Source organism: Vibrio campbellii CAIM 519 = NBRC 15631 = ATCC 25920 (assembly GCF_002163755.1).
GTDB classification, from domain to species: domain Bacteria; phylum Pseudomonadota; class Gammaproteobacteria; order Enterobacterales; family Vibrionaceae; genus Vibrio; species Vibrio campbellii.
Window position 1 is genome coordinate 2070169 of the sequence record NZ_CP015863.1, and the last position, 26246, is coordinate 2096414.

At 45.3% G+C, this 26246-nt stretch carries 18 protein-coding genes, 4 tRNA genes and 4 pseudogenes; 7 read left to right on the plus strand and 19 right to left on the minus strand.

Translation table 11 applies throughout. The features are described from left to right. Positions 1-7 precede the first annotated feature (7 nt). The 7 genes and pseudogenes from A8140_RS09990 to A8140_RS25985 all read right to left on the minus strand — a co-directional run. A complete protein-coding gene (locus A8140_RS09990; protein WP_005530426.1) occupies positions 8-1390 on the minus strand; it encodes a di-heme oxidoreductase family protein in 1383 nt (460 codons plus the stop codon). A gap of 92 nt (positions 1391-1482) precedes the next feature. Next, positions 1483-2745, minus strand: coding sequence for an imelysin family protein (locus A8140_RS09995; RefSeq protein ID WP_005530428.1), 1263 nt, complete (start codon positions 2743-2745; stop codon positions 1483-1485). A gap of 176 nt (positions 2746-2921) precedes the next feature. After that, entirely contained in the window at positions 2922-3569 is a 648-nt protein-coding gene (locus A8140_RS10000; protein ID WP_173399548.1) for a GTP cyclohydrolase II, read from the minus strand. Between the two features lie 225 nt (positions 3570-3794). Next, a complete protein-coding gene (locus A8140_RS10005) occupies positions 3795-3971 on the minus strand; it encodes a hypothetical protein (protein WP_005530431.1) in 177 nt (58 codons plus the stop codon). A gap of 145 nt (positions 3972-4116) precedes the next feature. Next, positions 4117-4434, minus strand: a pseudogene (locus tag A8140_RS10010) (cytochrome c-type biogenesis protein CcmH). Positions 4435-4513: 79 nt separating this feature from the next. Continuing rightward, positions 4514-5047, minus strand: a pseudogene (locus A8140_RS10015) (DsbE family thiol:disulfide interchange protein). Then, positions 5025-5222, minus strand: a pseudogene (locus A8140_RS25985) (cytochrome c-type biogenesis CcmF C-terminal domain-containing protein); the annotation flags it as partial. The pseudogenes A8140_RS25985 and A8140_RS10015, both read right to left, overlap by 23 nt. A gap of 150 nt (positions 5223-5372) precedes the next feature. Here A8140_RS25985 and A8140_RS10025 point away from each other — a divergent pair. After that, positions 5373-5737 (plus strand): annotated as a pseudogene (locus A8140_RS10025) (ammonia-forming cytochrome c nitrite reductase subunit c552); the annotation flags it as partial. An 89-nt stretch (positions 5738-5826) separates the two neighbouring features. Here the strand turns inward: A8140_RS10025 and A8140_RS10030 are convergent. The 3 genes from A8140_RS10030 to gyrA form a co-directional block, all read right to left on the minus strand. Continuing rightward, positions 5827-6381, minus strand: coding sequence for a hypothetical protein (locus A8140_RS10030; RefSeq protein ID WP_005530440.1), 555 nt, complete (start codon positions 6379-6381; stop codon positions 5827-5829). A 42-nt stretch (positions 6382-6423) separates the two neighbouring features. After that, the gene (locus tag A8140_RS10035) at positions 6424-7047 is read right to left on the minus strand and encodes a tetratricopeptide repeat protein (RefSeq protein ID WP_005530442.1); all 624 of its coding nucleotides are present in this window, start codon (positions 7045-7047) and stop codon (positions 6424-6426) included. A gap of 127 nt (positions 7048-7174) precedes the next feature. Further along, positions 7175-9814 carry a DNA gyrase subunit A gene (gene gyrA, locus A8140_RS10040; protein ID WP_005430650.1) on the minus strand — a complete coding sequence of 880 codons (2640 nt, stop codon included), beginning with the start codon at positions 9812-9814 and terminating at the stop codon, positions 7175-7177. Positions 9815-10123: 309 nt separating this feature from the next. Between gyrA and ubiG the strand changes: the two genes are divergently transcribed. The 4 genes from ubiG (at position 10124) to yfaE (ending at position 15107) form a co-directional block, all read left to right on the plus strand. Further along, positions 10124-10831 (plus strand): bifunctional 2-polyprenyl-6-hydroxyphenol methylase/3-demethylubiquinol 3-O-methyltransferase UbiG, encoded by a 708-nt coding sequence (gene ubiG, locus A8140_RS10045; RefSeq protein ID WP_005530443.1) that lies wholly within the window; start codon positions 10124-10126, stop codon positions 10829-10831. A 500-nt stretch (positions 10832-11331) separates the two neighbouring features. Then, the gene (gene nrdA, locus A8140_RS10050) at positions 11332-13614 is read left to right on the plus strand and encodes a class 1a ribonucleoside-diphosphate reductase subunit alpha (protein ID WP_005530447.1); all 2283 of its coding nucleotides are present in this window, start codon (positions 11332-11334) and stop codon (positions 13612-13614) included. Positions 13615-13695: 81 nt separating this feature from the next. Next, positions 13696-14829, plus strand: a complete 1134-nt coding sequence (gene nrdB / locus A8140_RS10055) for a class Ia ribonucleoside-diphosphate reductase subunit beta (protein WP_005530449.1) — start codon at positions 13696-13698, stop codon at positions 14827-14829. Then, the gene (gene yfaE, locus A8140_RS10060) at positions 14829-15107 is read left to right on the plus strand and encodes a class I ribonucleotide reductase maintenance protein YfaE (RefSeq protein WP_005530451.1); all 279 of its coding nucleotides are present in this window, start codon (positions 14829-14831) and stop codon (positions 15105-15107) included. Before nrdB ends, yfaE begins: the two co-directional genes overlap by 1 nt. A 151-nt stretch (positions 15108-15258) precedes the next feature. On the opposite strand, the gene A8140_RS10065 is transcribed toward yfaE, so the two are convergent. After that, positions 15259-16491: a CinA family nicotinamide mononucleotide deamidase-related protein gene (locus tag A8140_RS10065; RefSeq protein WP_005530452.1), complete on the minus strand. Its 1233-nt coding sequence runs from the start codon at positions 16489-16491 to the stop codon at positions 15259-15261. Between the two features lie 199 nt (positions 16492-16690). On the opposite strand from A8140_RS10065, the gene A8140_RS10070 reads away from it, so the two are divergent. Together A8140_RS10070 and A8140_RS10075 are read left to right on the plus strand one after the other, a co-directional pair. After that, positions 16691-17593: a DUF3943 domain-containing protein gene (locus tag A8140_RS10070; RefSeq protein WP_005530454.1), complete on the plus strand. Its 903-nt coding sequence runs from the start codon at positions 16691-16693 to the stop codon at positions 17591-17593. 240 nt (positions 17594-17833) lie between these two features. Beyond that, positions 17834-18346, plus strand: a complete 513-nt coding sequence (locus tag A8140_RS10075; protein ID WP_005530456.1) for a glycine cleavage system transcriptional repressor — start codon at positions 17834-17836, stop codon at positions 18344-18346. Between the two features lie 104 nt (positions 18347-18450). On the opposite strand, the gene nspC is transcribed toward A8140_RS10075, so the two are convergent. The 8 genes from nspC to pgsA form a co-directional block, all read right to left on the minus strand. Beyond that, positions 18451-19584: a carboxynorspermidine decarboxylase gene (gene nspC, locus A8140_RS10080; RefSeq protein WP_005530459.1), complete on the minus strand. Its 1134-nt coding sequence runs from the start codon at positions 19582-19584 to the stop codon at positions 18451-18453. 334 nt (positions 19585-19918) lie between these two features. Continuing rightward, on the minus strand, positions 19919-21172 hold the full coding sequence (locus tag A8140_RS10085; protein WP_005530461.1) for a carboxynorspermidine synthase: 1254 nt from the start codon (positions 21170-21172) through the stop codon (positions 19919-19921). Between the two features lie 18 nt (positions 21173-21190). Then, positions 21191-24082 carry a pyridoxal phosphate-dependent class III aminotransferase gene (locus A8140_RS10090; protein WP_005530464.1) on the minus strand — a complete coding sequence of 964 codons (2892 nt, stop codon included), beginning with the start codon at positions 24080-24082 and terminating at the stop codon, positions 21191-21193. Positions 24083-24844: 762 nt separating this feature from the next. After that, positions 24845-24920 (minus strand) — tRNA-Gly (locus A8140_RS10095). An 11-nt stretch (positions 24921-24931) separates the two neighbouring features. Further along, positions 24932-25018, minus strand: a tRNA-Leu gene (locus tag A8140_RS10100). Positions 25019-25098: 80 nt separating this feature from the next. Next, positions 25099-25174: transfer RNA gene (locus tag A8140_RS10105), tRNA-Gly, on the minus strand. A gap of 37 nt (positions 25175-25211) precedes the next feature. Beyond that, a tRNA-Cys gene (locus A8140_RS10110) sits at positions 25212-25285 on the minus strand. A 396-nt stretch (positions 25286-25681) separates the two neighbouring features. Then, complete coding sequence (gene pgsA, locus A8140_RS10115) at positions 25682-26239, minus strand: CDP-diacylglycerol--glycerol-3-phosphate 3-phosphatidyltransferase (RefSeq protein WP_005530466.1); 558 nt, start codon at positions 26237-26239, stop codon at positions 25682-25684. Positions 26240-26246 lie beyond the last annotated feature (7 nt).

Sequence of the window (26246 nt, forward strand, 5' to 3'; positions counted from 1 at the left end):
TGGGTCCTTATAGAGAGTTCAGAAACGCTATGAGAGCATCACGTTCTTTTTTGTTCAGAGCTAAAACATTTTGTTTAGCGGTTTCCGCTTCACCGCCGTGCCACAATACCGCTTCCATCAAGTTACGAGCGCGACCATCATGCAAGAAGTAAGTGTGTCCGTTAACCTCTTCGGTATATCCAATACCCCATAGCGGTGCCGTTCGCCATTCACGGCCGTTTGCTAAGTATTCAGGACGGTTATCGGCTAGGCCTTCTCCCATGTCATGCAGAAGCATGTCGGTGTATGGGTGGATTAACTGCTCAGAAAGCGCTGGCAACTCTGGTCGCTTGGCCGTTTTTACATTGGTCTTGTGGCAGCTTTCACAACCAGAAGTAGCAAAAATTTTCTGACCAAGTTTCACACTAGGATCGTTCACATTACGACGAATTGGTACTGCTAGGTGCTGGCTGTAAAACTCCACAAAGTCGAGAATGTTCTCACTCACTTCCGGCTCACCGCCATTTGGCATCTCGTCACAAATGGTTTGATTCGAGGTACAGTTTTCATTCGGGAATAAGTGGCTCGTCAAACCGACATCGCCATTGAATGCCGCGGCATTTTGTTGCATTAGCGTCGGCTGTCCGGCTTTCCACCCAAAACGGCCAATCGAGAAGTCGTCCTTCTCAATATCCCAAACCTTGTTTGCTTTGCCTGAGATACCGTCTTTGTTGGCATCGTGTTCATCAGCCCAAGCCAACAGTGTTTCGTCTGGAATACTCTCTAACAAGCCAAGGCCGATCATTGGTGGCGCCACACGCGCTGAAAATTCAGTATCCGGATGCATGTCGCCATACCCTAAATCGGTAATGTTTAGGTGCGGCTTTCTCAGCGTCACTGTCGTGCCATCTTTAAATGTCACTGGTACATCGGTATAAGTGATTTCGATTTTGCCCTCTGGCGTTTGGTCTTGCAGTGCGAAATCTTGAAGCTGGCCACCATAAGTTGGCTCAGGTATGCTACCGTCTTTGATGAACGCTGTCTTTTGTTCTGGCGTCATTGCGGGGATACTCAAACGCACCAGCATAGACACCGCATGTAAATCGTCTTTTTCTGGTGGATGACCACGGCCATCTTTGATGTGACAGTTCTGACAACCATTGGTGTTGAACAATGGGCCTAGGCCATCACGAGCATCTGTCGATGCTGGTGCTTGGACCCAAGGATTACGGAAAAAACTGTTGCCCACGCTGAAATCAAGACGCTTACTCATTGGTAAGTTAGCAGCGGGAAGAGAATAAGCGTTTGCGCCGTCTTTTTTAACACTGGTTTTGCCACCAGACTTAACATCGTAAGCCATGGCAGAAGAAGAAAGGATCGCGGCTAGCGCTGAAATTAGGTATGGCTTCATATCATTGCTCTATATATACAACAAGGGTGATAACAACGAGCTCAAACGTTAAAAGGGCTCACAAAGAGCCCTTATTTATTATGGTTTTCTTATTAAAAGTCGTGGTCAGCAGTATCTGGGCTTAGGCTGTCGATACCGACAATGTTCGCCGCACGCTCAATAGCACCGGTTTGCGCTACCAGCGACATGATAGTGTCGTTAACTAGTGCGTTACCTTGTGCGTTACCCGCCGCAATTAGTTGGTCGAAATGCTGGTTGTTCTTCTCTGCTGAAGTCACTAGCTCACCGACTTGGCTACGTGTTGTATCAAACTGCTTTTGAATCTCTTCCGCTGCTTTCTTGTCTTTTTGAGCGACAAGGTCAGCAATACTTGGGCCAGACAGTTCTTTACCGCTTACGCCTTTGTAAGTACCGGTGTAAACGTTGTAGATGCCTTGCTCATTGTAGTAGTGAGAGTTGTGCGTGTTGTCTGAGAAACAATCGTGCTCATCTTCTGTAGAGTTCGCTTCTAGTGCTACTTTCATACGTTCACCCGCTAGCTCACCTAGAGAAAGAGAACCCATACCAAATAGCATCTTACGCAAACCGTTATCCGCTGAGTCATTTAGTAGCTCTTCACGGTAGTTACCTTTCACGTCTGCAGACCACTGCTTTTCCATCCACTCTAGGTCTTGAACCAGTAGATCGGCTGCCGCTTTCAGGTACTCACCACGACGGTCACAGTGACCATTCGTACACTCAGAACCCACAACGAAGTCTGTATAAGCGCGCTGACCTGCACCTGCATCTGTGCCGTTAAGGTCTTGACCCCAAAGCAAGAATTCAATTGCGTGGTAACCAGAGGCTACGTTTGCCTCAGAGCCGCCCACTTCATTCAAGTCTGCAATGAGCTCTGGCGTAATTTTTGAAACATCGAGCTTAGAAGCACCAATCTGTAAGCTAGTGTTTGCTACGATGTTTGCAGCCGCGCCTTCGTTACCTAGTTCGTATTGGTAATCAGCCGCTACGTAGTCGATCAGACCTTCATCAAGTGGCCACGCGTTTAACTGGCCTTCCCAATCGTCAACAATCGCGTTACCAAAACGGAAAACTTCAGACTGTTGGTAAGGCACGCGAGAATCTAGCCAAGCTTGTTTTACTTCTTCAAGCTTCTTCGCTGAGGGCGATTTTAGGAATTCGTCAATTTTTACGTCGAGCGTTTGAGCAGTCGTTAGAGAATCGGCAAACACAGCGTGCGCCACGTCTGCATAATGTTCGACAACTTGTTGTTTAGTTACTGTAGCAGCAACCGTAGAACCACTGGCAATGAGAAGTGATGCAGCAATAGATTGGACTAAAACTGTTTTTGCATTCATCTGAAGCATCCTTGTTGAGCATTTTAATTATCGTATTAGTAGTGCTAATTATTCTTATTTGCACTTTTAGTCCCAAGATAATACAAATTTACAATTTATTTGCAACTCCAGATACAAAAAAAGCCTCATAAAAATGAGGCTTTTAGAATGTTTTATTGTCAGTTTTATCTTTAGGATTAAACCTTTAGGTGATGTTTCCCGTGAGAAACTTTCGCCTTAAGATAGCTTTCGTTACCGTCTTTGATGTGGGCAGACGTATTGACAACTTCTGAGATTTCAATCCCGTATTCCGACAGCTCGCGAATTTTCTTCGGGTTATTTGTCACAAGGCGGATCTTATTCACACCCAATGCTTCTAGCATTTGCGCCGCTTCCGTGAAATCACGTAGGTCGTCGTCGAAGCCCAAATGATTGTTTGCTTCGTACGTGTTCATGCCTTGGCTTTGTAAACGGTACGCGTCAATCTTGTTGTAAAGCCCGATACCACGGCCTTCCTGACGAAGATAAAGGATAATGCCGCCAGACTCACCCATGCGGTTGATGGTCTCTTCTAATTGTTCGCCGCAGTCACAGCGTGAAGAGTGGAAAACATCGCCAGTCAAACACTCAGAGTGCATACGAACTAAAGGCATTTCCTGTGTCTGGTCCGCTTGTTTGAAGATAATCGCAACATGCTCTTTATCCGTCTTTAGACCACGGAAAGACAGGATTTCGGCATCAATGTTACTTTTTGCCCCGACTTTAAAATCTACTCTGGCTCGTACTTCCGCCATATCTACACTCACTCGATTTATTGCTTGATGCATTTTCGTTATCGCATTCATGGGATTGCTCTCATTTGCTCTTCAACTATGGGGATTGATACCACATTTTTCAATGTTGAGATCACAACGAGCCCTATTCTTATTGTGACAAGCTGGAAATCCTAGAGGATGAAACCCGCTGGCCGGCTCTACAATTGTTATAATATAACATTTAAAACTAACTACAATAAAAAACCCCAGACAAATTTGTCTGGGGTTTCGAATGCGTCGATAAAGCGTTTGATTTTAATGCGTTTGACTGCGCTTCCAAACGGCAAGCTCAATCCAAACGGCTTCGAGTTCTTGAATTTCCTCGTCGGTTAAAACGGCGAGAGTCGGGGTGACTTGTGGCAGCTTCGGTGACTGGAACGCACGAATCTGCGAATAAAAGTCCTTTTTTAATTGCGATATAACTGAATCCACTGCGTACACCTATTCGTTCTTTATTACTTCTCCAGCTCAATTTTTATGGTCTGATATTCACTGAAGCCTTCATAAATTCGGGAAAATGATAACATTCTGCTTGTTATGTGCACAATTTATTTCTAATAGTGGAATAGTGGTCACATTAATTACGCTTTACCACTCTGATCGAATATAAGACAAAAAAGATCAAAAATAGCAGCGAAAAGATCCACAGTAGCGCAGTGGAATAATTAAATGGCGGCTCATAAAGAACAATATTCCCATAACGAGCAACGAGATAGTCCCTTATTTCTTGGTTTGAACTGCCCTCATTCGCCATCGTATTAACCTTTAAGCGCAGGTCTTTTGGCGCCTGTGCGTTGGATTCAACCAAGTTTTGGTTCTGGCATTGAGGACATCGTAAAGTCTTGGCTAGCGAGGTTGCGCGCTGTTACACTTCAATAGAATGAAACTCAAACAGAACATCATTCTGTTGTAAATCTCACGACTTTGTAAGCGGAAAAAATAACAAAAACACCATTAAACTCAAGAGAAGATAATTAAATCGAAACATTCAAATATCCTGAAAATATATCGTTCCATTTATCTGGTGTTAACTCCCCACGATATTTGATCAACACACGACCATTTTGATCAATCAAGTAGGTTTTAGGTGTTCCAATCACACCAAGTTCAACAGCGAGCTTTCCATTTGGATCACTGATCACTTCAATATATGGGTTTCGTTTGGAGCTCAAATATTCGCATGCAGCTTGTTTTTGGTCTCTGTAATTAAGTCCAACGATAGGTACACCGAGTTCTGATAGCTGCAATAGCTCCTAATGCTCTCGTCTGCATATTCCGCACCAAGATGCCCAAACATTCAATAATTTATATCGGTCACTTTTGAGTAACTGTTTCGAAATCATCTCACCAGATATCAAAGATTCTGAACTAAAATTAGGAACCTCTAAATTTCGCTGTTGGGACAATTCTACATTTGGTCGCTCAGATAACCCAATCGCGGTCACAGCCGAAAACACAGCGACAGCCGTAACGAGACCTGCGAGTTTAAGCGAATTTCTCGATCTCATGGATAGCTTCTCTCCTTCTCTTTACACCTATCATAAGCGCACCAAACACTGCTAATAACCCGCCTGACCATATCCACCAAATACCAGCACGGTACTGAACCTTGATTGCATCAGCATGGGTTTCCACTTTATCACCCAATGTAACGTAGTAATCACCATGCCATAAGTTTTCTAACCCGAGTAACTGATAAACCATTGGGTAGAAAGTACCTAGGAAAACAATGGCTGTTGCAATAACTAGCAAGCCAATAGCGATGTATGCGGTATAAGCTCGACTGGCTAAAGATTGAAGTTTGAAATGACGCCTTTGAACAGAACCACCCTGAAAGCAGGTGCAACAGAAGATGAAATGCAGCCAATCCTACAAGATATTCGTCATGCCCAATGGCGTTGGGATTACGCGATTGCCTCTCAGGCGTGCACATGCATGCACCTGAGGTGGCACTTGAAGTACTGGGTACTGCAGTTGACCGCGCAGCAGATACTCGAACCAAGCTAGTTCGTTTACTGGCAACCAAGGGTATTACTGAACCAGTACAAATTCCAGATATCTCAACCAAAGCGAAAGCACGAGAAGCACTTGATATGGATATGGATATGGAAAAAATGAACAAAGAGGAGAAACACTTCCTAGAGACTGTCGTTCCGGACAGGGATAAAGCCGCGTCCGAACGTCAAGCTACATACTGATCAGTATCGATTGCATTGAGGTTACGCAGATAAAACAAAGGACGCAGAAAGCGCCCTTTGTTTTTAATAAAGAGATAGAGAAAAATAAACTAGCGACGAGGCAGCCTCGGTCTAGGCTGAATATTTGGCCGCGTTTTAGGCATTTGCACATTAGGTCTTGCAGCAGGACGTTGAATTTGAGTCTCAGGCAGTGCTTTTCTTTGTTGCAGCTTTTCTTTCACCGCTTTGTCTTGTAAAGCCGCTGGCTCAATACGTTCTGGACGATTCTCCCACTTAGTTTGAATCTCTTGCTTTTGCTCGTCAGGCAATGATTGCCAATGATCGTCGAGTTGGCGTTTCATGTTATCGATATTGGCGGACATATCATCGTCCTTCCAATCCTCGACTTTGTCTTTGATGGATTGCTGTTGGTCTTCATCTAAGCCATTCCACCACTCTTCTAGTTTCTCTTTGTATTCGTCGTCGTTGTCGCAACAACCCGGATAGTAATAAATCCAGTAGTCGTCATGATCGTACCACCACGGATCGTAATAACCTGAAGAATAATAAACCGAAGAGGAAGAACCAGAATGATCGGAAGAGCTACAACCCGCTAATACAGAGCCGCACAGCAAAACCAATATGCTTAGTGCCTTATTTTTCATTCGTTGCCCACCTTTCCCTCTACCGCTTGTTAAATTGTACGCTTACAACAGCTCTTTTGCTTTGTTGATAGAATGAATGATCTGCACTCTATCTAAATTTGGATCATTAGAATCTAATAATAGTACCCAAGTATCAATGGCTTCCTGAAAGCGGAATGACAGAAAATGGTCATTTGCGATCAAAGACAAAGCCGCTTCATTGCGCGGTTCTATCTGTAGAGCTTGCTCCAGAAGCAGGCTGACTTCTTGCGTCATAGATTGTTGGTGGATGTAGTATAAAGTGGTTGCCTTGGCAGCAAGTTGCGTGGCACTGACAGGTTCCGTCAGTTGGATCGCGTAATCAAAACAAATCAACGCACCATCCAACTCACCTTCTAGCAGATAGTCCTGCCCTAACTGGAACCATAACTCAGCGTTATTTGGGTCTTCACTCAGTTGACCTTGGATTTCCTGCATTATATCGCGAGCAGTCATCATTCGAGACATTTCTACTTGGATTGGTTGAGGCGGTGTCAGACGCAGCAATAAGAAACTTGCGCTGGTCACGACGAGTACCAACAAACAAAAGCCAAACCACTGAGCAGGTTTCACTTTTGATGCACTCAAAGACAAGAGAACAATGAACAACCCCATCAAGGAGATGGCAACAAAGAACCAAACAGACATAACGCATCCTTTCAATAAAGATAACGCCAGTGTACGCATTTCTTGTCTCGATTGCGTTGATACAGATACAAAAAAGCCGAGCGTTATGCTCGGCTTTCAAATTTAGCGATTAAGAAGAAGCTTAAGCTTACTCTTCTTCTGAACCTTCTGCTGCATCGTCTGCTGCTGGCGCTTCAGGAGCTTGACCTTCTGCGTTCGCCTCTGTTGCTTCTGCTTCTTCACCTTCTGGCAATTCAACTTCTTCAACTTCGTCGATACGTTGTAGGCCAACTACTGATTCGTCTTCAGCTGTACGGATAAGTGTCACACCTTGAGTGTTACGACCAACTTGGCTCACTTCCGCAACACGTGTACGTACTAGAGTACCAGCGTCGGTGATCATCATCATCTCGTCGCCTTCTTCTACTTGTACCGCACCAACAACTGGACCGTTACGCTCAGAAACCTTGATAGACACAACGCCCTGAGTTGCACGACCTTTCGTTGGGTATTCCGCTAGTTCAGTACGCTTACCGTAGCCGTTTTGTGTAACCGTTAGGATATCGCCTTCGTTAGACGGAACGATTAGAGAAACAACTTGGTCTTCGTCTGCTAGTTTCATACCGCGAACACCTGCCGCTGTGCGACCCATTGCACGTACTTTGTCTTCGCTGAAGCGAACCACTTTACCTGCTTTAGAGAACAGCATGATGTCGCTATCGCCGTTTGTGATATCAACACCAATTAGTGAGTCATCATCACGTAGGTTCACAGCGATTAGACCGTTTGAACGTACGTTTGCAAACTGGTTCAGTGGGGTCTTCTTAACCGTACCATCGCCTGTCGCCATGAAGATAAATTTCTCTGGTGAGAACTCATCAACAGGAAGAATTGCAGTGATACGTTCACCTTCCTCTAAAGGAAGGATGTTTACGATTGGCTTACCACGTGCAGTACGAGTTGCATGAGGCAATTGGTAAACTTTCAGACGGTAAGTCTTACCACGAGTAGAGAAACACAGAATGTTATCGTGAGTATTTGCAACAAGCAGACGTTCGATGAAGTCTTCATCTTTCATCTTCGTTGCACTCTTACCTTTACCACCACGGCGCTGAGCTTCGTAGTCGCTTAGAATTTGGTACTTAACGTAACCTTCGTGAGACAGAGTTACTACTACGTCTTCACGAGCAATCAGCTCTTCCATGTCGATGTCATGGGTAGCTGCTGTGATTTCGGTACGACGAGCATCACCGTAACCATCGCGAACTGCTTCAAGCTCTTCGCGAATCACTTCCATTAGACGCTCAGTGCTTGCAAGGATGTGCATTAGCTCTGCGATTTCATCTAGAAGTGCTTTGTATTCATCAAGAATCTTCTCGTGCTCTAGACCGGTTAGACGGTGTAGACGAAGTTCTAGAATAGCTTGTGCTTGAGTCTCAGTTAGGTAGTACAGACCATCACGGATACCGTATTGATCTTCTAGCCATTCAGGACGGGCTGCATCAGTACCAGCACGCTCAAGCATTGATGCTACGTTACCAAGATCCCAACCACGCGATACCAAGCCAACTTTTGCTTCAGCAGGTGTTGGTGCGTTTTTGATTAGCTCGATAACTTCATCGATGTTTGCAAGAGCAAGAGAAAGAGCTTCAAGGATATGAGCACGTTCACGCGCTTTGCGTAGTTCGAAGATAGTACGACGAGTTACAACTTCACGACGGTGGTCAACGAAGCACTTCAACATGTCTTTTAGGTTGAATAGCTGTGGCTGGCCGTTGTTTAGCGCAACCATGTTGATACCGAAAGTCGTTTGAAGCTGAGTTTGTGCGTAAAGGTTGTTTAGAACCACTTCACCCACAGCGTCGCGCTTACATTCAATTACGATACGCATACCGTCTTTATCAGACTCGTCGCGTAGTGCACTGATGCCTTCTACTTTCTTGTCTTTAACTAGCTCAGCGATCTTTTCGATCAAGCGAGCTTTGTTTACCTGGTAAGGGATTTCAGTGACGATGATGGTTTCTTTACCATTCTTCTCCACTTCGATTTCCGCTTTTGAACGCATGTAGATCTTGCCGCGACCAGTTTTGTACGCGTCTACGATGCCTTTACGACCGCTGATTAGCGCTGCCGTTGGGAAATCAGGACCAGGAATGTAATCCATTAGTTCATCAATCGTGATTTCTTCATTATTGATGAATGCAAGACAGCCATCGATCACTTCGCCAAGGTTGTGCGGTGGGATGTTGGTTGCCATACCTACCGCGATACCAGAAGCACCGTTTACCAATAGGTTAGGAATTTTAGTTGGAAGAACCGCTGGGATTTGCTCCGTACCATCGTAGTTAGGTACGTAGTCCACGGTTTCTTTATCTAGGTCAGCCAGAAGTTCGTGGGCAATTTTCGCCATACGTACTTCGGTATAACGCATTGCCGCAGCAGAGTCGCCATCGATCGAGCCAAAGTTACCTTGACCATCGACCAGCATGTAACGAAGTGAGAACGGCTGAGCCATACGTACGATTGTGTCGTACACAGCACTATCACCGTGTGGGTGATATTTACCGATTACGTCGCCGACAACACGGGCTGATTTTTTATATGGTTTGTTCCAATCGTTGCCTAGTACGTTCATCGCGAATAAAACGCGGCGGTGTACTGGTTTTAGGCCATCACGCACATCTGGAAGAGCACGACCCACGATTACTGACATCGCGTAGTCTAGGTATGAACCTCTAAGCTCATCTTCAATGTTTACGGGCGTGATCTCTTTAGCTAAATCGCTCATAGAGCCATTATCCCTCTATTATCTGATCGTAATTACGATACGTGTAAGGTGCAAAAATATAACACACAATTCATCAACGGGGCATCACTTTCCCACTCGTTTTATCAGGTTGTGAGCTTCGTTATGAGTTAAATGAAGAGAATTTGCACATTCATCCCATATCTTTCTGAAAACTGACTACATTTCCACCAATACCGCTCAAAAATCTCTCCTGTAGCGATTGTGAGAAAAGAAGCAGTTTTAACGTATCGTACCATTGGAGTATAATCACGCCTTCCAAAGGACTATTAGCGAAGCGATATAACTATCATGACAAAAGCACAAAACGTCGACCCAAGTGAAATTAAGAAATTCGAAGAGATGGCTTCCCGTTGGTGGGATTTAGAAGGCGAATTCAAACCACTTCACCAAATTAACCCGCTTCGCTTGAACTATGTCCTAGAGAAAGCTGACGGTATATTTGGCAAAAAGGTGCTCGATGTTGGCTGTGGCGGCGGTATCCTTGCGGAAAGCATGGCAAAAGAAGGCGCCGTCGTTACCGGTCTAGATATGGGTAAAGAACCTCTAGAAGTCGCGCGCCTGCACGCACTAGAGACGGGTACTAAACTGACTTACATCCAAAGCACAATCGAAGACCACGCCGCTGAAAATGCTGGCACCTATGATGTGGTGACTTGTATGGAGATGCTTGAGCACGTGCCAGATCCTCTTTCTGTGATTCGTTCTTGTGCAGCGCTCGTGAAACCAGGCGGCCATGTCTTCTTCTCAACTTTAAACCGCAACATGAAATCTTACCTGTTTGCTATTGTCGGCGCAGAGAAACTGCTGAGAATCGTTCCGGAAGGCACACACGACCATGAGAAGTTCATCAAACCAGCAGAAATGATGAAGATGATTGATCAAACTGACCTAACCGAAATGGGCATCACAGGTTTGCACTACAACCCTCTTAACGACAGCTACAAGCTCGGTCGTAATGTGGATGTAAACTACATCGTTCACACTACTAAATATTGATTTTTTGGATCGCGGCATTGTTCGTGATTAGGCAAAACTCGATATGAAATTTATGGGAAAGCGGTAGCACATAAGCGCCGCTTTTTTTGTCAATTTCTGTAGAAAAAAAGTGCTCTAGATTCCATTTTGACCAATCTATTTTTAACAAACAAAAACTGTCAAAGATCAAGGAAAATATTTTTACATACGGTTATTTATGAACCGATCTGAAAAACGTAATTTTCCCCATTCAAGTCAGCCCTTTTCTCATCGGTTAGTGTCCACTTACTGATTTTTTTAATTTTGTTAGTTATCCACAAGTCATCCCAAATCTGTACCTTGAAAAATTGGGGTAACAGCACTATCTTGTAACTCGCAAACAAATGAACCCCTATATGTTGTGTTTAAGCTACAATATATAGATAGACTTTGATCACAAAGCCGCCGCAAGTTTTACAAATTTTGCACATAAACAAACAAAAACACGGCTTTTATCAGTTTTCTTAGGGAAATAAAGCAGAATGAACCAACAACTTACCGTCACTAAGCGTGATGGCCGCAAAGAAACTATCGATCTGGAGAAAATCCATCGCGTTATTACTTGGGCTGCCGAAGGTCTTAACAACGTTTCAGTATCACAAGTAGAATTACGTGCTCACATCCAGTTTTATGACGGCATCACCACGTCAGATATCCACGAGACGATGATCAAGTCTGCTGCAGACCTGATTTCAGAAGAGACACCGGACTACCAATACCTAGCTGCTCGCCTAGCGGTATTTCACCTACGTAAAAAAGCATACGGCCAATACGAGCCGCCAACGTTGCATGACCACGTAGCTCGTCTTGTTGATATGGGTAAGTACGATAAGCACATCCTAGAAGACTACACAAAAGCGGAATTAGACGAGCTTGATGCGTACATCGACCACAAGCGCGATCTTGATTTCTCTTACGCAGCCGTAAAACAGCTAGAAGGTAAGTACTTTGTACAAAACCGTGTATCAGGCGAGATCTACGAAAGTGCTCAGTTCCTTTACATTCTAGTGTCTGCTTGCCTGTTCGCTAACTACCCGAGAGAAACGCGTCTTGACTACATCAAGCGTTTCTACGATGCGACATCGACATTTAAGATTTCTCTGCCTACACCGATCATGTCTGGTGTACGTACGCCTACTCGTCAGTTCAGCTCATGCGTACTGATCGAATGTGGCGATAGCCTTGATTCTATCAACGCAACAGCAAGCTCTATCGTGCGTTACGTTTCTCAACGTGCAGGTATCGGTATCAACGCAGGTCGTATCCGTGCGCTAGGTTCTGAAATCCGCGGTGGTGAAGCATTCCACACAGGTTGTATCCCATTCTACAAATACTTCCAAACAGCAGTGAAATGTTGTTCGCAAGGTGGTGTTCGTGGCGGTGCAGCAACGGTGTTCTACCCACTATGGCACGGTGAAGCCCGCTCACTATTGGTGCTTAAGAACAACCGTGGTGTAGAAGAGAACCGTGTTCGTCACATGGACTACGGTGTTCAGTTGAACAAACTGATGTACCAACGCCTAGTGGAAGGTGGCAACATCACGCTATTCTCACCGTCTGACGTACCTGGTCTATACGACGCATTCTTCGAAAACCAAGAAGAGTTCGAACGTCTATACGTGAAATACGAAAACGATCCTTCAATCAAGAAAGAGACCGTTAAAGCAATTGAGATGTTCACTCTGCTAATGCAAGAGCGTGCATCAACAGGCCGTATCTACATTCAGAACGTGGACCACTGTAATACTCACAGCCCGTTCGATTCAGAAGTTGCGCCAGTTCGTCAATCAAACCTATGTTTGGAAATCGCACTGCCAACTAAACCTCTGAAAAACGTTGAAGATGATTCAGGTGAGATCGCACTATGTACGCTTTCTGCGTTTAACCTTGGTGCTATCAAATCTCTAGATGATTTCGAAGAGCTATCTGAGCTTGTAGTACGTGCACTAGACGCTCTGCTTGATTACCAAGATTACCCACTACCAGCAGCTTACAAGTCGACAATGAACCGTCGTACGCTGGGTGTTGGCGTTATCAACTTCGCATACTACCTAGCGAAGAATGGCGTTAAGTACTCTGACGGCAGCGCAAACGGCCTAACTCACCGTACATTTGAAGCGATTCAGTACTACCTATTGAAAGCCTCTGTAGCGCTTGCGAAAGAGCAAGGTAAGTGTCCTTCGTTCCACGAAACGAACTACGCGAAAGGTCTACTGCCAATCGACACTTACAAGAAAGACGTTGATCTAATTTGTGAAGAAGAGCTGCACTACGATTGGGACAGCCTACGTCAAGAAATCATGGAACACGGTCTACGTAACTCAACACTGACTGCGCTAATGCCATCTGAGACTTCTTCTCAGATCTCTAACGCAACAAACGGTATTGAGCCACCACGTGGTTTCGTGTCTGTTAAAGCGTCGAAAGACGGCATCTTGAAGCAAGTTGTGCCAGATTTTGCTGAGCTGAAAGACAACTACGAACTGCTTTGGAACATCGGTTCTAACGACGGTTACCTACACCTTGTGGGCATCATGCAGAAATTCGTTGACCAAGCGATCTCTGCAAACACAAACTATGACCCTTCTGGTTATGAGAGCGGTAAGGTTCCAATGAAGAAACTTCTTCAAGACCTTCTAACTGCGTACAAGTTTGGTGTGAAGACACTTTACTACCATAACACTCGTGACGGCGCGAAAGACGACCAGAAAGACGCAGTTCAAACGCAAGATGACGATTGTGAAGGCGGCGGTTGTAAGATTTAATCTCCCGCACCCTAACAATCCGTAGAAACAAATAATCGAATACCTCCCCTTTTGGGGAGGTCTAAAAGGAATTGAGGCATTATGGCTTACAGTACTTTTAACCAGAAAAAAAACGACCAGCTAAAGGAACCAATGTTCCTAGGTCAATCAGTGAACGTTGCTCGTTACGACCAACAAAAATTCGAGATCTTCGAAAAACTAATCGAAAAGCAACTGTCTTTCTTCTGGCGTCCAGAAGAAGTTGACGTTTCAAGTGATCGTATCGACTACAACAAGCTACCTGAGCACGAGAAACACATTTTCATCTCAAACCTGAAGTACCAAACGCTGCTTGACTCAATTCAAGGCCGTAGCCCTAACGTTGCACTGCTTCCACTTGTTTCTCTGCCTGAGCTTGAAACATGGATTGAGACATGGTCTTTCTCTGAAACGATTCACTCTCGTTCGTACACACACATCATCCGTAACATCGTGAATGACCCAAGTGTTGTATTTGACGATATCGTTGAAAACGAACACATCCTTAAGCGTGCGAAAGACATTGCACACTACTACGATGACCTAATTCAAGCGACAAACGACTACCACCGTTACGGTGAAGGTGAACATGCTCTGAATGGCGAAACGGTTAAAGTTAGCCTGTACGATCTGAAGAAGAAACTGTACATCTGTCTCATGTCGGTAAACGCGCTTGAAGCAATCCGTTTCTACGTAAGCTTCGCATGTTCATTTGCATTCGCAGAACGTGAGCTAATGGAAGGTAACGCGAAAATCATCAAGCTGATCGCTCGTGATGAAGCACTTCATTTGAGCGGCACGCAACACATGATCAACCTGCTACGTAACGGTCAAGATGACTTCTTATTCATGCAGATCGCTGAAGAAGCAAAACAAGAGTGTTTTGACCTGTTCAAAGAAGCAGCTGAGCAAGAAAAAGAATGGGCTGAGTACCTATTTAAAGACGGTTCAATGATCGGTCTGAACAAAGACATCCTGAGCCAATACGTTGAGTACATCACTAATATCCGTATGCAAGCGGTAGGTCTGCCAGCAGCGTACCCTGAAGCGACATCAAACCCTATCCCATGGATCAACGCTTGGTTATCATCGGATAACGTTCAGGTTGCACCGCAAGAAGCAGAAATCTCTTCATATCTTGTTGGTCAGATTGACAATGAAGTAAGTGCAGACGACTTCGAAGGATTTGAGTTGTAATGGCAAATATCAAAATCAACAAACTCGTAAGTATTGAGTCCAACCCATCCAATACGATTTTGGAGACGATGGAACAAGCAGGCTTATTACCTGAATACAACTGTCGCGACGGCCACTGTGGTGCTTGTCGTTGTAAGTTGGAGTCGGGTGAAGTGGAGTACGTTGGTTTTGCCATGGCTTATACTCAGCCTGATGAGATACTGCCTTGTATTTGTAAGGCGAAATCAGACCTTTCACTTAGCGGTGTGAACTATGCGATGAAAGAAAAACGCGCCTAGTCCAAAACCAGCTAAGCAAATACAATAAAGCCAAGGCAACACGCCTTGGCTTTTTGCTACCTGTCGTCTCGTCCTGAGATAGGTATCTCGCCCTTAAATGTATTTACGCAATAATGTTGCGGTTTAAGGGCGAAAACAGTTAAAGCATGCTTCAAATCGCACTGCTCGGGATATGCATCTCCTTCACTTTTTCTAAGAAAGCATATTGAGCCGACATTGGTTTACGTTCTAGGTAACGGCGTAACAGGTCTAACGCGGCCGCACTGATAACTTTCACTTGGTCGTCGCGCTGATATTTTCTCGATAACTTATATAACGCCCCCCACTCACCTGTTGAGGTAGAAAGCGCCACGGAAAATACTCCCTCTTCAAGCTTTCCGGTCACTAGCGCTAAATCCGTGCCGCACTTCTCGCGCGTCGCACCCGCCAGCGCAAAGGTCGCTGCTAATGGGTCTCCCTCGTCGGTAATGGTTTGGCTTTGACCTGCTAATACCCAACCATGACCAAACTGCTTTTCGACGTTCTCATCACTGTTAAGCCAATAGGTTAAGTGGCCTGCACTGCTTTTCTCTGAAACGGACAATGTCAGTCCTTTATCTATCAGCATTTGGCCTACATGCTCAACCATCGGCACATCTACGCTCACCGTATTCGTTTCAAGGTGCTTGTGAATCAGTTGCATCAGCTTCATTCGCTGTTCTACCTGATTAGAAGGACCGAATAGCTTCACCTCGATAAACGGCAAGTAAGAGCGGTAACCAAGCTCATAACCCTGTGGCAATTTCATTTGGTCTAGTTTGTCTGAGATACCAGACTCTGACAGGCCAAAGGTATAAATACGGCTGCAAGATGCACTCTCAACTTCAGGGAATAGCCTCTTCAAGTCTGGCAGAATTTGCGTTTCTGCCATCAGTTTGAATTCGCTTGGCACACCCGGCGTAAAGTAGAACACCGCGTCATTAATCCGCATTTTAAAGCCACATGCCGTGCCTATTGGGTTATCCACGATTTCTGCTGTCTCTGGCAACATCGCTTGCTTGAGGTTACTATCCGGCATTGGGATACCACGACGAGCGTACATCGCCTCCAGATGATCCAGCCAGTCTTTGAATAGCACCAGCTTACATTCGGCAGCTTTTGCCGCTGCAGCGGCGCTCATGTCGTCTGTAGTTGGGCCCAAACCACCATTAACGATCACGACATCGTTATTGAAGCTGAGCATAAGGAATTCTTCGATAAGGCTCGACTGTTTGTCACCAACGGTCGAACGCTTGGTTAAGCCAAATCCATGCTGATAAAACAAACTCGACACCCAAGCTGAATTTGTATCAACAATGTCACCGTGAAGGACTTCTTCTCCGGTACTAAGCATAGCAATTTTCACATCTGACTCCTAAAAATAGGCAAAATCCACATTTTTTCGACATTATGCCTATATCGTTTTTATTTTATTAGACTAATCTCTTAGTGAATTTGTTGAGATTAAATTTAGGTCAAGTATTTAAATGGCTGTTCTTTTGAGGGATAATTGTGAGCCCGATCATCAAACCAATAACTCGGAGACCTCTGTGTCAAAATCATCCATGTTCAAGAAAACGCTAAGTGGTCTTGTTCTGACTGCGTCTGCTGCGGCAAATGCGAGCCAGTACGATATGAGTAACCATATCGAGTTTTCTTACACGCCTGATTGCCTGTCAGGTTACTGCGAAACAACCACTCTGTATAGCTTTGAGCCACAAAATCCTCGCTATGCGATGGGGTTAGATAGCGATGATTCTTTAAATCTCGACGCAGGTCTTCAACCAAAGCATCTTATCGTTCCAAAAGACAAGGATTGGGACTACCTTATGGGTCAAACTTACACCATCCTTGGTTTGAGTGTGGCGACTGTGGGTTTGATGACGTTGCTGCCTGAAAGCATCACTAAGTGGGATGACGAAGATCGCGACATGAGCAAACTCGGCAGCAAGTGGAAAGATAACGTCTCTAGCGGTCCGGTTTGGGATCGTGACGAACACTTCCTAAACTACGTTATGCATCCTTACTTCGGTGGTGTTTACTACACAGCGTCGCGCCACGCGGGCTATAACGAATTTGAATCCTTCCTATACTCTGCAACCATGTCGGCATTCTTCTGGGAATACGGTGTAGAAGCGTTTGCGGAAGTCCCATCATGGCAAGACTTATTTATTACTCCATTTTTTGGTGCTGTGGTCGGTGAAATGATGTTAACTGCTGAGCAAGACATTATTACTGGCGGCGGTGAAGTAATGGGTTCAGAGACGATGGGTGACGTATCTTTGTTCTTCCTCAACCCAATTGGCCATATCCATTACTGGATATCCGATGCTTGGGGTGGCAGCGCAGAGTTCCAATTCAGCTCTTCGCCTTGGTTCGGTAACCAAGACGCCGCGAAATTCGCGATGGACTCTGGCGCAAGCTACGACAATGTCTTCTACGGTTTTGAAATGAAGGTAACCTTCTAAAACCAAACATTTAAAGAGCAGCTCACGGGCTGCTTTTTTGTGCCCCAAGCGAAGTTTTCATTATTTGAGTCACGAATTAGCGTCAAAAATTGACCTCTGTCAAACATAACCCTCCCCCAGCACCTACACTGAAATTAAGGAAAAATTCCAATAACTTAAGTTCTTGAACCTTAAGCCCAAATAACTATAGCGATACGTCTAACCGTGCCGCGTCCAAACCTTATTCCGGGAGGGGACATTATGAACACTGTGTTTATCGTTAATTTCGTCGGTCAGGCATCACCAGCGACCATCAAACAACTTGCTGCTGTTACACATGAAAACGATGGAAAATGGCTCATCAGTAAAGTGAACTTTATTGAAGACCAAGTCGCTGGCGTAATCAAAGTGGAGCTTCCTGAAGAAAACACCGACACAGTAAAAGATGCGTTTTCCGCTTGCCAGACTCTTATCGTCAAGTTCGTCGATTCTGAGCCACACTCTCATCGAGAGGATACGGTTTTCCAATTACGTCTCGACGCCAATGACCGCGCGGGTATTGTCAATGAGATTACTCACGTACTCGATGGACAAGGGATTTCAATCTTAGATATGGACTGCCAACGTGTGTTCATTGCCGGCGGTGGTGGGGTCAGCTCTAGCCTATTCAGTGCGAAGATGGCCATCAAGCTACCTAGCGAATTGGAAATCGATGATGTGGCCAACGAGCTGGAATCACTCAGTGAAGATACCCGTGTGATTGTGGAAGGCTAACCTCCGCCCCCGATGCACATTCCAATATCAATGCCCAAATAAAAAAGAGCAGCGTTGTGCTGCTCTTTTCACGTTCAACCACTTTTTACGTCAAGCAAAGATAGCTACTTCACTGACCATTGAGATAAAGAGCGTTTGAAATCTGAGTAATCAAACTCGTTCAGTTTTTGAATCTCGCCACTTGAACGCTCACAATATACCGATGGCATGCGCAGACCATTGAACCAGTTTAGCTTCACCATGGTGTAACCCGCACTGTCCAGAATGTGTAGACGCTGACCAATTTCTAATGGCTGTTCGAAGTTCGCCACACAGAACTGATCACCCGCTAAGCAAGAGCAAGAACCAATCACGTATTCGTGCTCGCCGTTTTCTGATGCTTCTAGGATAGACGCAGGCTCATTGTAGATAAGGGTATCCAAGCGGTGCGCTTCTGTTGCTGAGTCAACAATCGCCGTCTTCTTCACGTTCTCAACAATATCTACCACGGTCACGACAAGGTCGGTCGTTTTTGTGATGATTGCCTCTCCTGGCTCTAAGTACATTTGTACGCCGTGTTTTTCAGAGAAGGCTTTCAGCGCTAGGCCTAATTTCTCGATGCCATAGCCTGGCCATGTGAAGAATACACCACCGCCCATGCTCACCCAGTCTAGCTTGTTTAGGTACTCGCCAAACTGTTCTGAAATCGAATCAAGCAAACCAATAAATGCGTCTACGTCTTTGTTCTCACAGTTCATGTGGAACATCACGCCATCAATGCCATCGAAAATTTCTGGCTTGATGTGGTCAGCTTGTACGCCAAGACGAGAGAACTGACGAGCAGGATTCGCTAAGTCTTGACCTGCGTAGCTTACGCCAGGGTTAAGGCGAAGACCAATAGACGCTTTGCCCTCAACGATATGACGGTAAGCTGCTAGCTGTGACTGCGAGTTGAAAATCATCTTGTCACAGATATCCGCTACTTCACGAACATCGTCTTCGCTGTAGCCAACGCTGTATGCGTGAGTCTCACCACCGAAAGTTTCGTAGCCAAGCTTCACTTCAAACGGGCCAGAGCTAGTCGTGCCATCTAAGTAAGGCTTGATGATGTCGAATACGCCCCATGTTGAGAAGCACTTCAGTGCCAATACCAGCTTCACACCAGAAATGTCTTTTAGCTGCTTTGCTTTTTCTAGGTTCTCAACCAACTTGTCTTCATTGATCATGAAGTACGGGGTTTTAAGTTGTTCTTTGCTCATAACTCACCATTTATCAACGATTAACCCCCTCTAACTCCCCCTTAAAAAGGAGGATTAAACCAAGCCACCTCTACTCTTGCCAAAAAGTGAAAAGATTGAAGCCACGAACAGTCTGTTTTTGCTCCTCCCTTTAAAAAGGAAAGTGGAAACTGTTCTCGGTTTGCCTCAGCTTCCCCCCTTTTAACAGTGGAAGATTTGAAACTAAGCTCGGCCGGTCTTTGCTCCTCCCCTTTTTAAGAGGAGGCTGGGAGGGGTTAACCTCAAATACGACAAAAGCAGCCACGGCTTTACGCCATGACTGCTCAAATTATCTAAATAAGTTTAATGATAAAACTTATTTGTTTAGTTCGTGAATCAACGGTAAGCCTTGACCTGCTTCCAACTCCTGAACATGCCAATCTAGACCGATCATTGGCATCGTTTCTAGGAACGGATCTGGGTCTAGCTGTTCCATGTTGAACACGCCTTTATCAGCCCACTTGCCACGGAAGAATTGCAGTGCTGCAGTAATTGCAGGAACACCTGTCGTGTAAGAGATCGCTTGGTGTTCAACATCTTCGTACGCGACTTTGTGGTCTGCGTTGTTGTAGATAAATACGCTGCGCTCTTTACCGTCTTTCTTACCTTGAACCCAAGTACCGATACACGTTAGGCCAGTATAACCAGGTGCTAGAGACGTTGGATCAGGTAACATCGCTTTTAGTACGTGTAGAGGTTGAACGACTGTACCGTCGTGTAGCGTTAGTGGTTCTGGACTTAGTAGGCCAATATCACGCATTACGTTGAAGTAGTTTAGGTAACGGTCACCGAAACCCATCCAGAACTCAATGCGTTTTGCTGGGATGAATTCTTTCATCGAACGAACTTCATCGTGCGCCATTGAGTAAACTTTGTGTGAACCACAGTTCGGGAAATCGAACTCTAGCATACGAGAGTGACAAGGTACTTGCTTCCACTCGCCGTTTTCCCAGTAGAAGGAATCACCTTGGATCTCTAGCATGTTCGTTTCTGGGTCAAAGTTAGTTGCGAACTTCTTGCCGTGGTCGCCTGCGTTCACGTCCATAACGTCGATTGTATCAATCTCATCAAACAGATGTTTCACTGCATACGCTGCAAATACCGATACTACGCCTGGATCGAAACCCGCACCTAGAATACCAGTGATGCCCGCTTCTTCGAACTTCTCACGGTAGCCCCATTGCCAGTCGTAAGCTTCTGGAACTTGTTGACCTTCAGAACATAGGTCAACCGCCACTGATGTATCTAGGTATGAAACTTTTGCTCGGTAACACGCTTCCATGATTGGCATGTTAACCCACGGAGGACCCGCGTTGATTACTAGATCCGGTTTAACTTCTTCAATAAGAGCAACTAGAGAATCTACGTCATCAGCGTTCACTGCACGCGCTTCTAGTTTCTTAGCTGAATCTTTCAGGTTATTTTTCTTCTGAATCGATTCGATGATCTTCTCACACTTACCAATAGTACGTGATGCGATTGTGATATCACCCAGAACGTCGTTGTTTTGTGCTGCTTTATGTGCAACAACCCAGCCAACGCCGCCTGCACCAATCTGTAGAATTGCCATAGTTTTCCGTTACCTTTATTAAACTAGCTCAACGGCTAGCGTGTTGATTTTCAAGAGCAAAGATTCAAAGTCCGCTGTCGTCAGACAAGGATTCAAAATCGTAAATTTAAGAGCGGTCTTACCATCAACGATGGTTTCACCGAGAACTGCGATACCGCGAGTCAACGCTTCAAGACGCAACGCTTTGTTTAGTTCATCTAAATCTGCAGACGCGTTGTTTGTACGTACATTGGTTGCGCGGAATAGAACCGTTGAAAGTGCAGGCTCAGCCAGAAGCTCGAACTCTTCATGGGCGCGAACCATGTCAGCAACTTGCTGCGTTTGTACTAAAAGGTGATCGTACATGTCACCAAGCGCCTTAGGACCAACGTTTTGCATCGTCATAAAGACTTTCAATGCATCAAAACGCTTCGTCGTTGCGATAGATTTGTCTACCAAGTTAGGTAGCTCATCGTGTTCGCGGTTCAAGTAGTCAGCATGATGAAGTAGGAACTTAAAGTTCGACTTATCGTTCACCAACAATGCGCCACAGCTGATTGTTTGGTAGAACAGTTTGTGGAAGTCGACACTGATCGAGTGCGCACGCTCTACACCTTTCAGGCGCGATTTGTGGCTGCTCAGAATCAGTGCACCGCCATAAGCGCCATCAACGTGCATCCACATTTCATGTTTCGCTGCCATATCCGCAATGAAGTTTAGATCGTCAATTGCACCGTGATCGGTCGTACCTGCTGTGCCAACAATAGCGAATGGAATCAAACCTTCTGCTTTTGCCTTCGTTAAAACGTGATCTAACTGAGTAACATCCATCGTTCCGTCAGCGTTCGCATCGACAGTCATCACGGCTTTCTCACCCAGTCCCATCCAAGATGCTGACTTTTGAACCGTGAAGTGCGATTTCTTCGAACATACGATACGAAGTTTGTCCGCGTATTCTGGAAGACCCAGCTTCTGAATTGAGTGGTTACTTAGCTTGTCTGCAACCCAGTCACGCGCTAGCATTAAGCCCATCTGGTTGCTCTGCGTGCCACCGCTGGTGAAGATGCCATCCGCCTTCTCACCAAGCTCATACTTGTCGCACAGCCAGTTAATCACCTTTTGCTCTACGTAAGTCGCAGAAGACGCTTGATCCCATGAATCCATTGATTGGTTCAGCGCTGCAATCATGGCTTCTGCCGCTACCGCAGGCATCAAAGGAGGCGTGTGCAGGTGAGCAATACAATCTGGGTGCTGAGTGAAGATTGCATTCTTCGCGACAAGCTCAGCCGCCTCATCAATTACAGATTTGAGCGGTGCGTTTTTGTTGTCCAAGTCGATCGCGTTGATTGCCGTTTCCAGCAATTTAGGGTTCATACCAGAGTATGGCGCATTGACCTTTTCGAATACCGACTTCATCGCCGCAGTCGTATGGTTCATTACCGATGCAAATTCAGCGCTGCCAAGTTCACCTGTATGAATAAAGTGCTTTTTCCACTCTTCTTGCGGGTCTGCTTCAACATGACTACCGCCTGCAGCGAGGATTGCGTCTTCCAGAACTCGAAGTGCAAAGTCAATTTGCTCGAAAGAAATGATAAGTGGCGGAAGGAAACGAATCACAGAGCCATCACGGCCACCTTTTTCTACCATCAAGCCACGTTCAAGAGCCGCGCGTTGAATATCAAGAGTAAGCTGGCCATCCGACAAAGGCTCACCGAACTTATTGAGTTTGCAGTTTGGATTCTTAATTTCTACACCCAACATTAAACCTTTACCGCGAACATCCGCGATACAGTTAACGCGTTTTTGAATGCTCTCAAGACCAAAGCGTAGGTACTGGCCTGCAACATTTGCATGCTCAACAAGATTGTCGCGTTGGATGATTTCTAGTGCCTTCGCACCTGACACCATAGCAAGTTGGTTGCCACGGAACGTACCAGTGTGCTCACCTGGCTTCCATGTATCGTGTTGCTTGTTGATCACCAATAGTGACATTGGCAAGCCACCACCGATCGCTTTAGACAAACACAAAATATCAGGAACAATGCCCGCTTCTTCGAATGCGAAGTTGTAGCCCGACTTACCGACACCACATTGAATTTCATCAAAAATCAGTAGGATACCGTGATCGCCACAGATGCGGCGCAATTCACGTAGCCAAAATGCAGGAGCAGGAATAACACCGCCTTCACCTTGCACTGGCTCTACAATGATTGCAGCAGGCTTCATGATACCGGCTTCGTCGTCGTTCAGTAGACGTTCGATGTAACGAATGCTCGCTTTCGCCCCTTCGTCACCACCTAGACCAAACGGACAGCGCAAGCTGTAAGGGAAAGGCATGAAGTGCACGTCTGACATCAAACCAGTACGACGAGCTTTGGTGCCCAAGTTCCCCATCATACCCATAGTGCCGTTCGTCATGCCGTGGTAGGCACCGCGGAAAGCAAACATGGTGTTACGACCCGTGGTTTGTTTGGCCAGCTTGATTGCTGCCTCAACCGCGTCTGCACCAGAAGGGCCACAGAACTGAATCACGCAGTTGTCACTCAGTTCTTGAGGAAGAAAGCCTTTAACAGACTTAATAAAATGCGTTTTCGCAGATGTCGCGATATCCAGAGTTTGGTACGGCAGACCAGAGTCCAATTGTTCTTTTAGCGCTTGGTTAATTTCTGGATGGTTGTAACCTAGAGCCAAAGTACCCGCGCCAGCAAGACAGTCTAAGAAGATCTGGCCTCGCGTATCTTCGACCAAACAGCCATAAGCTTGTTTAATCGCGATAGGTAAACGACGTGGGTAAGAACGAACCTCAGATTCATGTTCAGCCTGTTCAAGAAGCACTTGATCAGGAGTTAGGTCATACGTTCCTTCAACAACAGGAACCTGAGAGGAAAAGTAATTTGCGATAGTGTTATCGACTTCAAAGGCAGTGCTCATACTACATAATCCCTTGAATTATAATGATTCTCTTTCCTGTATTTATTCTTGTTAGTATTAAATAACAGGAAATACAGATATACCTCCGCATTCATCGTTACTTAAACGACAAATACAGATAACCCGTCACGACGAACGCGACTTTTATTGTGCTTGGAGAGTAATCAAGGTTCCGTAATGCATCCGTTTTGTAAAACGGGACATTTCGGCAGTATGAAGCTGATTAGTGTGTGTTTGTTTAAAGGTTTCAATGTTGGGTTTCCCATTAACATGCTGCTTCTTACAGCACTAGTATCCCGTCTATCGACAAATGGCTTTGCCGATACCTACCCTACGTAATGTCACAATCAGCTTGAATGGTCATTACGCGTATCCCCCAGAGAATCAAAGTCGTAATAATACGCTCCGAGATTGCGCGCGAATTTATCACAAAATAAAATCTTCTGGCAATATTTTTCACAGGTTGCATATTGATTTAGATCACAATCGGCAGCAAACGTTTACTCGGTTCATTTTCATTAATATTGATATGCATCGCAGAAAATCGTCTTAAATCCATCAACGGTTGAAAAGAGAAAATATAAGGACAGCCTGCTTGAGCGGCTCTGAGAAGGCATTTTCTTACTGCGCCATCAGAGCGCCAAAGCAAGATTAGAGAGGGATTCTAATACGATTGGATGTATGAAGTCGCTAAGTAGAACTGAAGGAAGACTCAAACAGCATAAACGAAAAAGCCCAGCATAAATGCTGGGCTTTCGAATCTGGAGCGACACACGAGGTTCGAACTCGTGACCTCAACCTTGGCAAGGTTGCGCTCTACCAACTGAGCTAGTGTCGCAGATTTTGATATGGTGCCCCGGGCCGGACTTGAACCGGCACAACGCGAACGTCGAGGGATTTTAAATCCCTTGTGTCTACCAATTCCACCACCAGGGCACACAAATTTCTTTGTGATGCCTTTACAGAAAAGTAAAACACCATCATCTAATACCGCTTAACGCCGTATCATTTTTATTTGGAGCGACACACGAGGTTCGAACTCGTGACCTCAACCTTGGCAAGGTTGCGCTCTACCAACTGAGCTAGTGTCGCATTTATTCTTGAAAGTCATTCACTCTCGAAAGAATAATGGAGGCGCCTCCCGGAGTCGAACCGAGGTCCACGGATTTGCAATCCGCTGCATAGCCACTCTGCCAAGGCGCCTTATTTGTGAAGGAAGTTTAACTCCTTTCACCACCCTTTCGAGCTGTGCTCTTGGGTACGGGATGCATTCTACGGATTCGAGCGATCGAGTCAACACTATTTTTATTTTTTTAAATCGTTTGACCAGAATTTGTGCGAAAGACGGTAAATTGATTAGTTTTAATACTGAGAATATTCGAAATACACTTGTTTATCATGAATATTGGGCTACTCCCCTTACCCATTCCAAGGCGTTATTCTTGATTTCAAGTGCTGATAATCAGCGGAACAGACTTGAATAAAGTATGGAGCAGTTAAAAGTAAGACTTAGATCACACTCCTATCGCCCTTTGAGAATTAGATAAAAAAAGCAGGCTACGTGCCTGCTTCTTAAAATGCTATTTGCGTTTGATTGTTTTAGTGGTGCTCTTCATTAAGCAAATCGTCTTTCGCCGCCGCTAGATACTGAACCATTGACCAGTAGGTCAGGAAAGTCGCAACATACAAAGCACCAAAACCAAGCCACACCATCCAATCATCGTAACGCCAGATCAGAACCCAGAGTGCAAACATTTGGGAGACCGTTTTTACTTTGCCAACCCAAGAAACTGCCACACTGGCTCGCTTACCGATTTCTGCCATCCATTCACGCAATGCAGAGATGATGATTTCGCGCGCTATCATAGTCACGGCGGGGATGGTCACCCAAATACTGTGATAATGCTCTGTAATCAAAATCAGGGCCGTTGCAACCAGTACTTTATCTGCCACAGGGTCAATGAAAGCACCAAAGCGAGACGTTTGGCCTAGCTTACGAGCCAGCATGCCGTCAAGCCAATCTGTAAAACCTGCAACCCAGAAAACCATTGCTGCTGCAAAAGGCGCCCAAGAGTAAGGTAGATAGAAAACAACCACAAAAACTGGGATTAAGAACAGTCTTAGTAGAGATAGAATGTTCGGGATATTCAAACGCATTTTATTA

Bases quoted from the DNA above. Each gene is read 5' to 3' on its own strand.
- nrdB (WP_005530449.1), top strand. From the start codon at position 13,696: ATGGCTTACAGTACTTTTAACCAGAAAAAAAACGACCAGCTAAAGGAA.
- yfaE (WP_005530451.1), top strand. From the start codon at position 14,829: ATGGCAAATATCAAAATCAACAAACTCGTAAGTATTGAGTCCAACCCA.
- A8140_RS10030 (WP_005530440.1), bottom strand. From the start codon at position 6,381: ATGAAAAATAAGGCACTAAGCATATTGGTTTTGCTGTGCGGCTCTGTA.
- A8140_RS10035 (WP_005530442.1), bottom strand. From the start codon at position 7,047: ATGTCTGTTTGGTTCTTTGTTGCCATCTCCTTGATGGGGTTGTTCATT.
- A8140_RS09995 (WP_005530428.1), bottom strand. From the start codon at position 2,745: ATGAATGCAAAAACAGTTTTAGTCCAATCTATTGCTGCATCACTTCTC.
- A8140_RS10070 (WP_005530454.1), top strand. From the start codon at position 16,691: ATGTTCAAGAAAACGCTAAGTGGTCTTGTTCTGACTGCGTCTGCTGCG.
- A8140_RS10090 (WP_005530464.1), bottom strand. From the start codon at position 24,082: ATGAGCACTGCCTTTGAAGTCGATAACACTATCGCAAATTACTTTTCC.
- gyrA (WP_005430650.1), bottom strand. From the start codon at position 9,814: ATGAGCGATTTAGCTAAAGAGATCACGCCCGTAAACATTGAAGATGAG.
- nspC (WP_005530459.1), bottom strand. From the start codon at position 19,584: ATGAGCAAAGAACAACTTAAAACCCCGTACTTCATGATCAATGAAGAC.
- ubiG (WP_005530443.1), top strand. From the start codon at position 10,124: ATGACAAAAGCACAAAACGTCGACCCAAGTGAAATTAAGAAATTCGAA.
- A8140_RS10075 (WP_005530456.1), top strand. From the start codon at position 17,834: ATGAACACTGTGTTTATCGTTAATTTCGTCGGTCAGGCATCACCAGCG.
- A8140_RS09990 (WP_005530426.1), bottom strand. From the start codon at position 1,390: ATGAAGCCATACCTAATTTCAGCGCTAGCCGCGATCCTTTCTTCTTCT.
- nrdA (WP_005530447.1), top strand. From the start codon at position 11,332: ATGAACCAACAACTTACCGTCACTAAGCGTGATGGCCGCAAAGAAACT.
- A8140_RS10085 (WP_005530461.1), bottom strand. From the start codon at position 21,172: ATGGCAATTCTACAGATTGGTGCAGGCGGCGTTGGCTGGGTTGTTGCA.
- A8140_RS10000 (WP_173399548.1), bottom strand. From the start codon at position 3,569: ATGAATGCGATAACGAAAATGCATCAAGCAATAAATCGAGTGAGTGTA.
- pgsA (WP_005530466.1), bottom strand. From the start codon at position 26,239: ATGCGTTTGAATATCCCGAACATTCTATCTCTACTAAGACTGTTCTTA.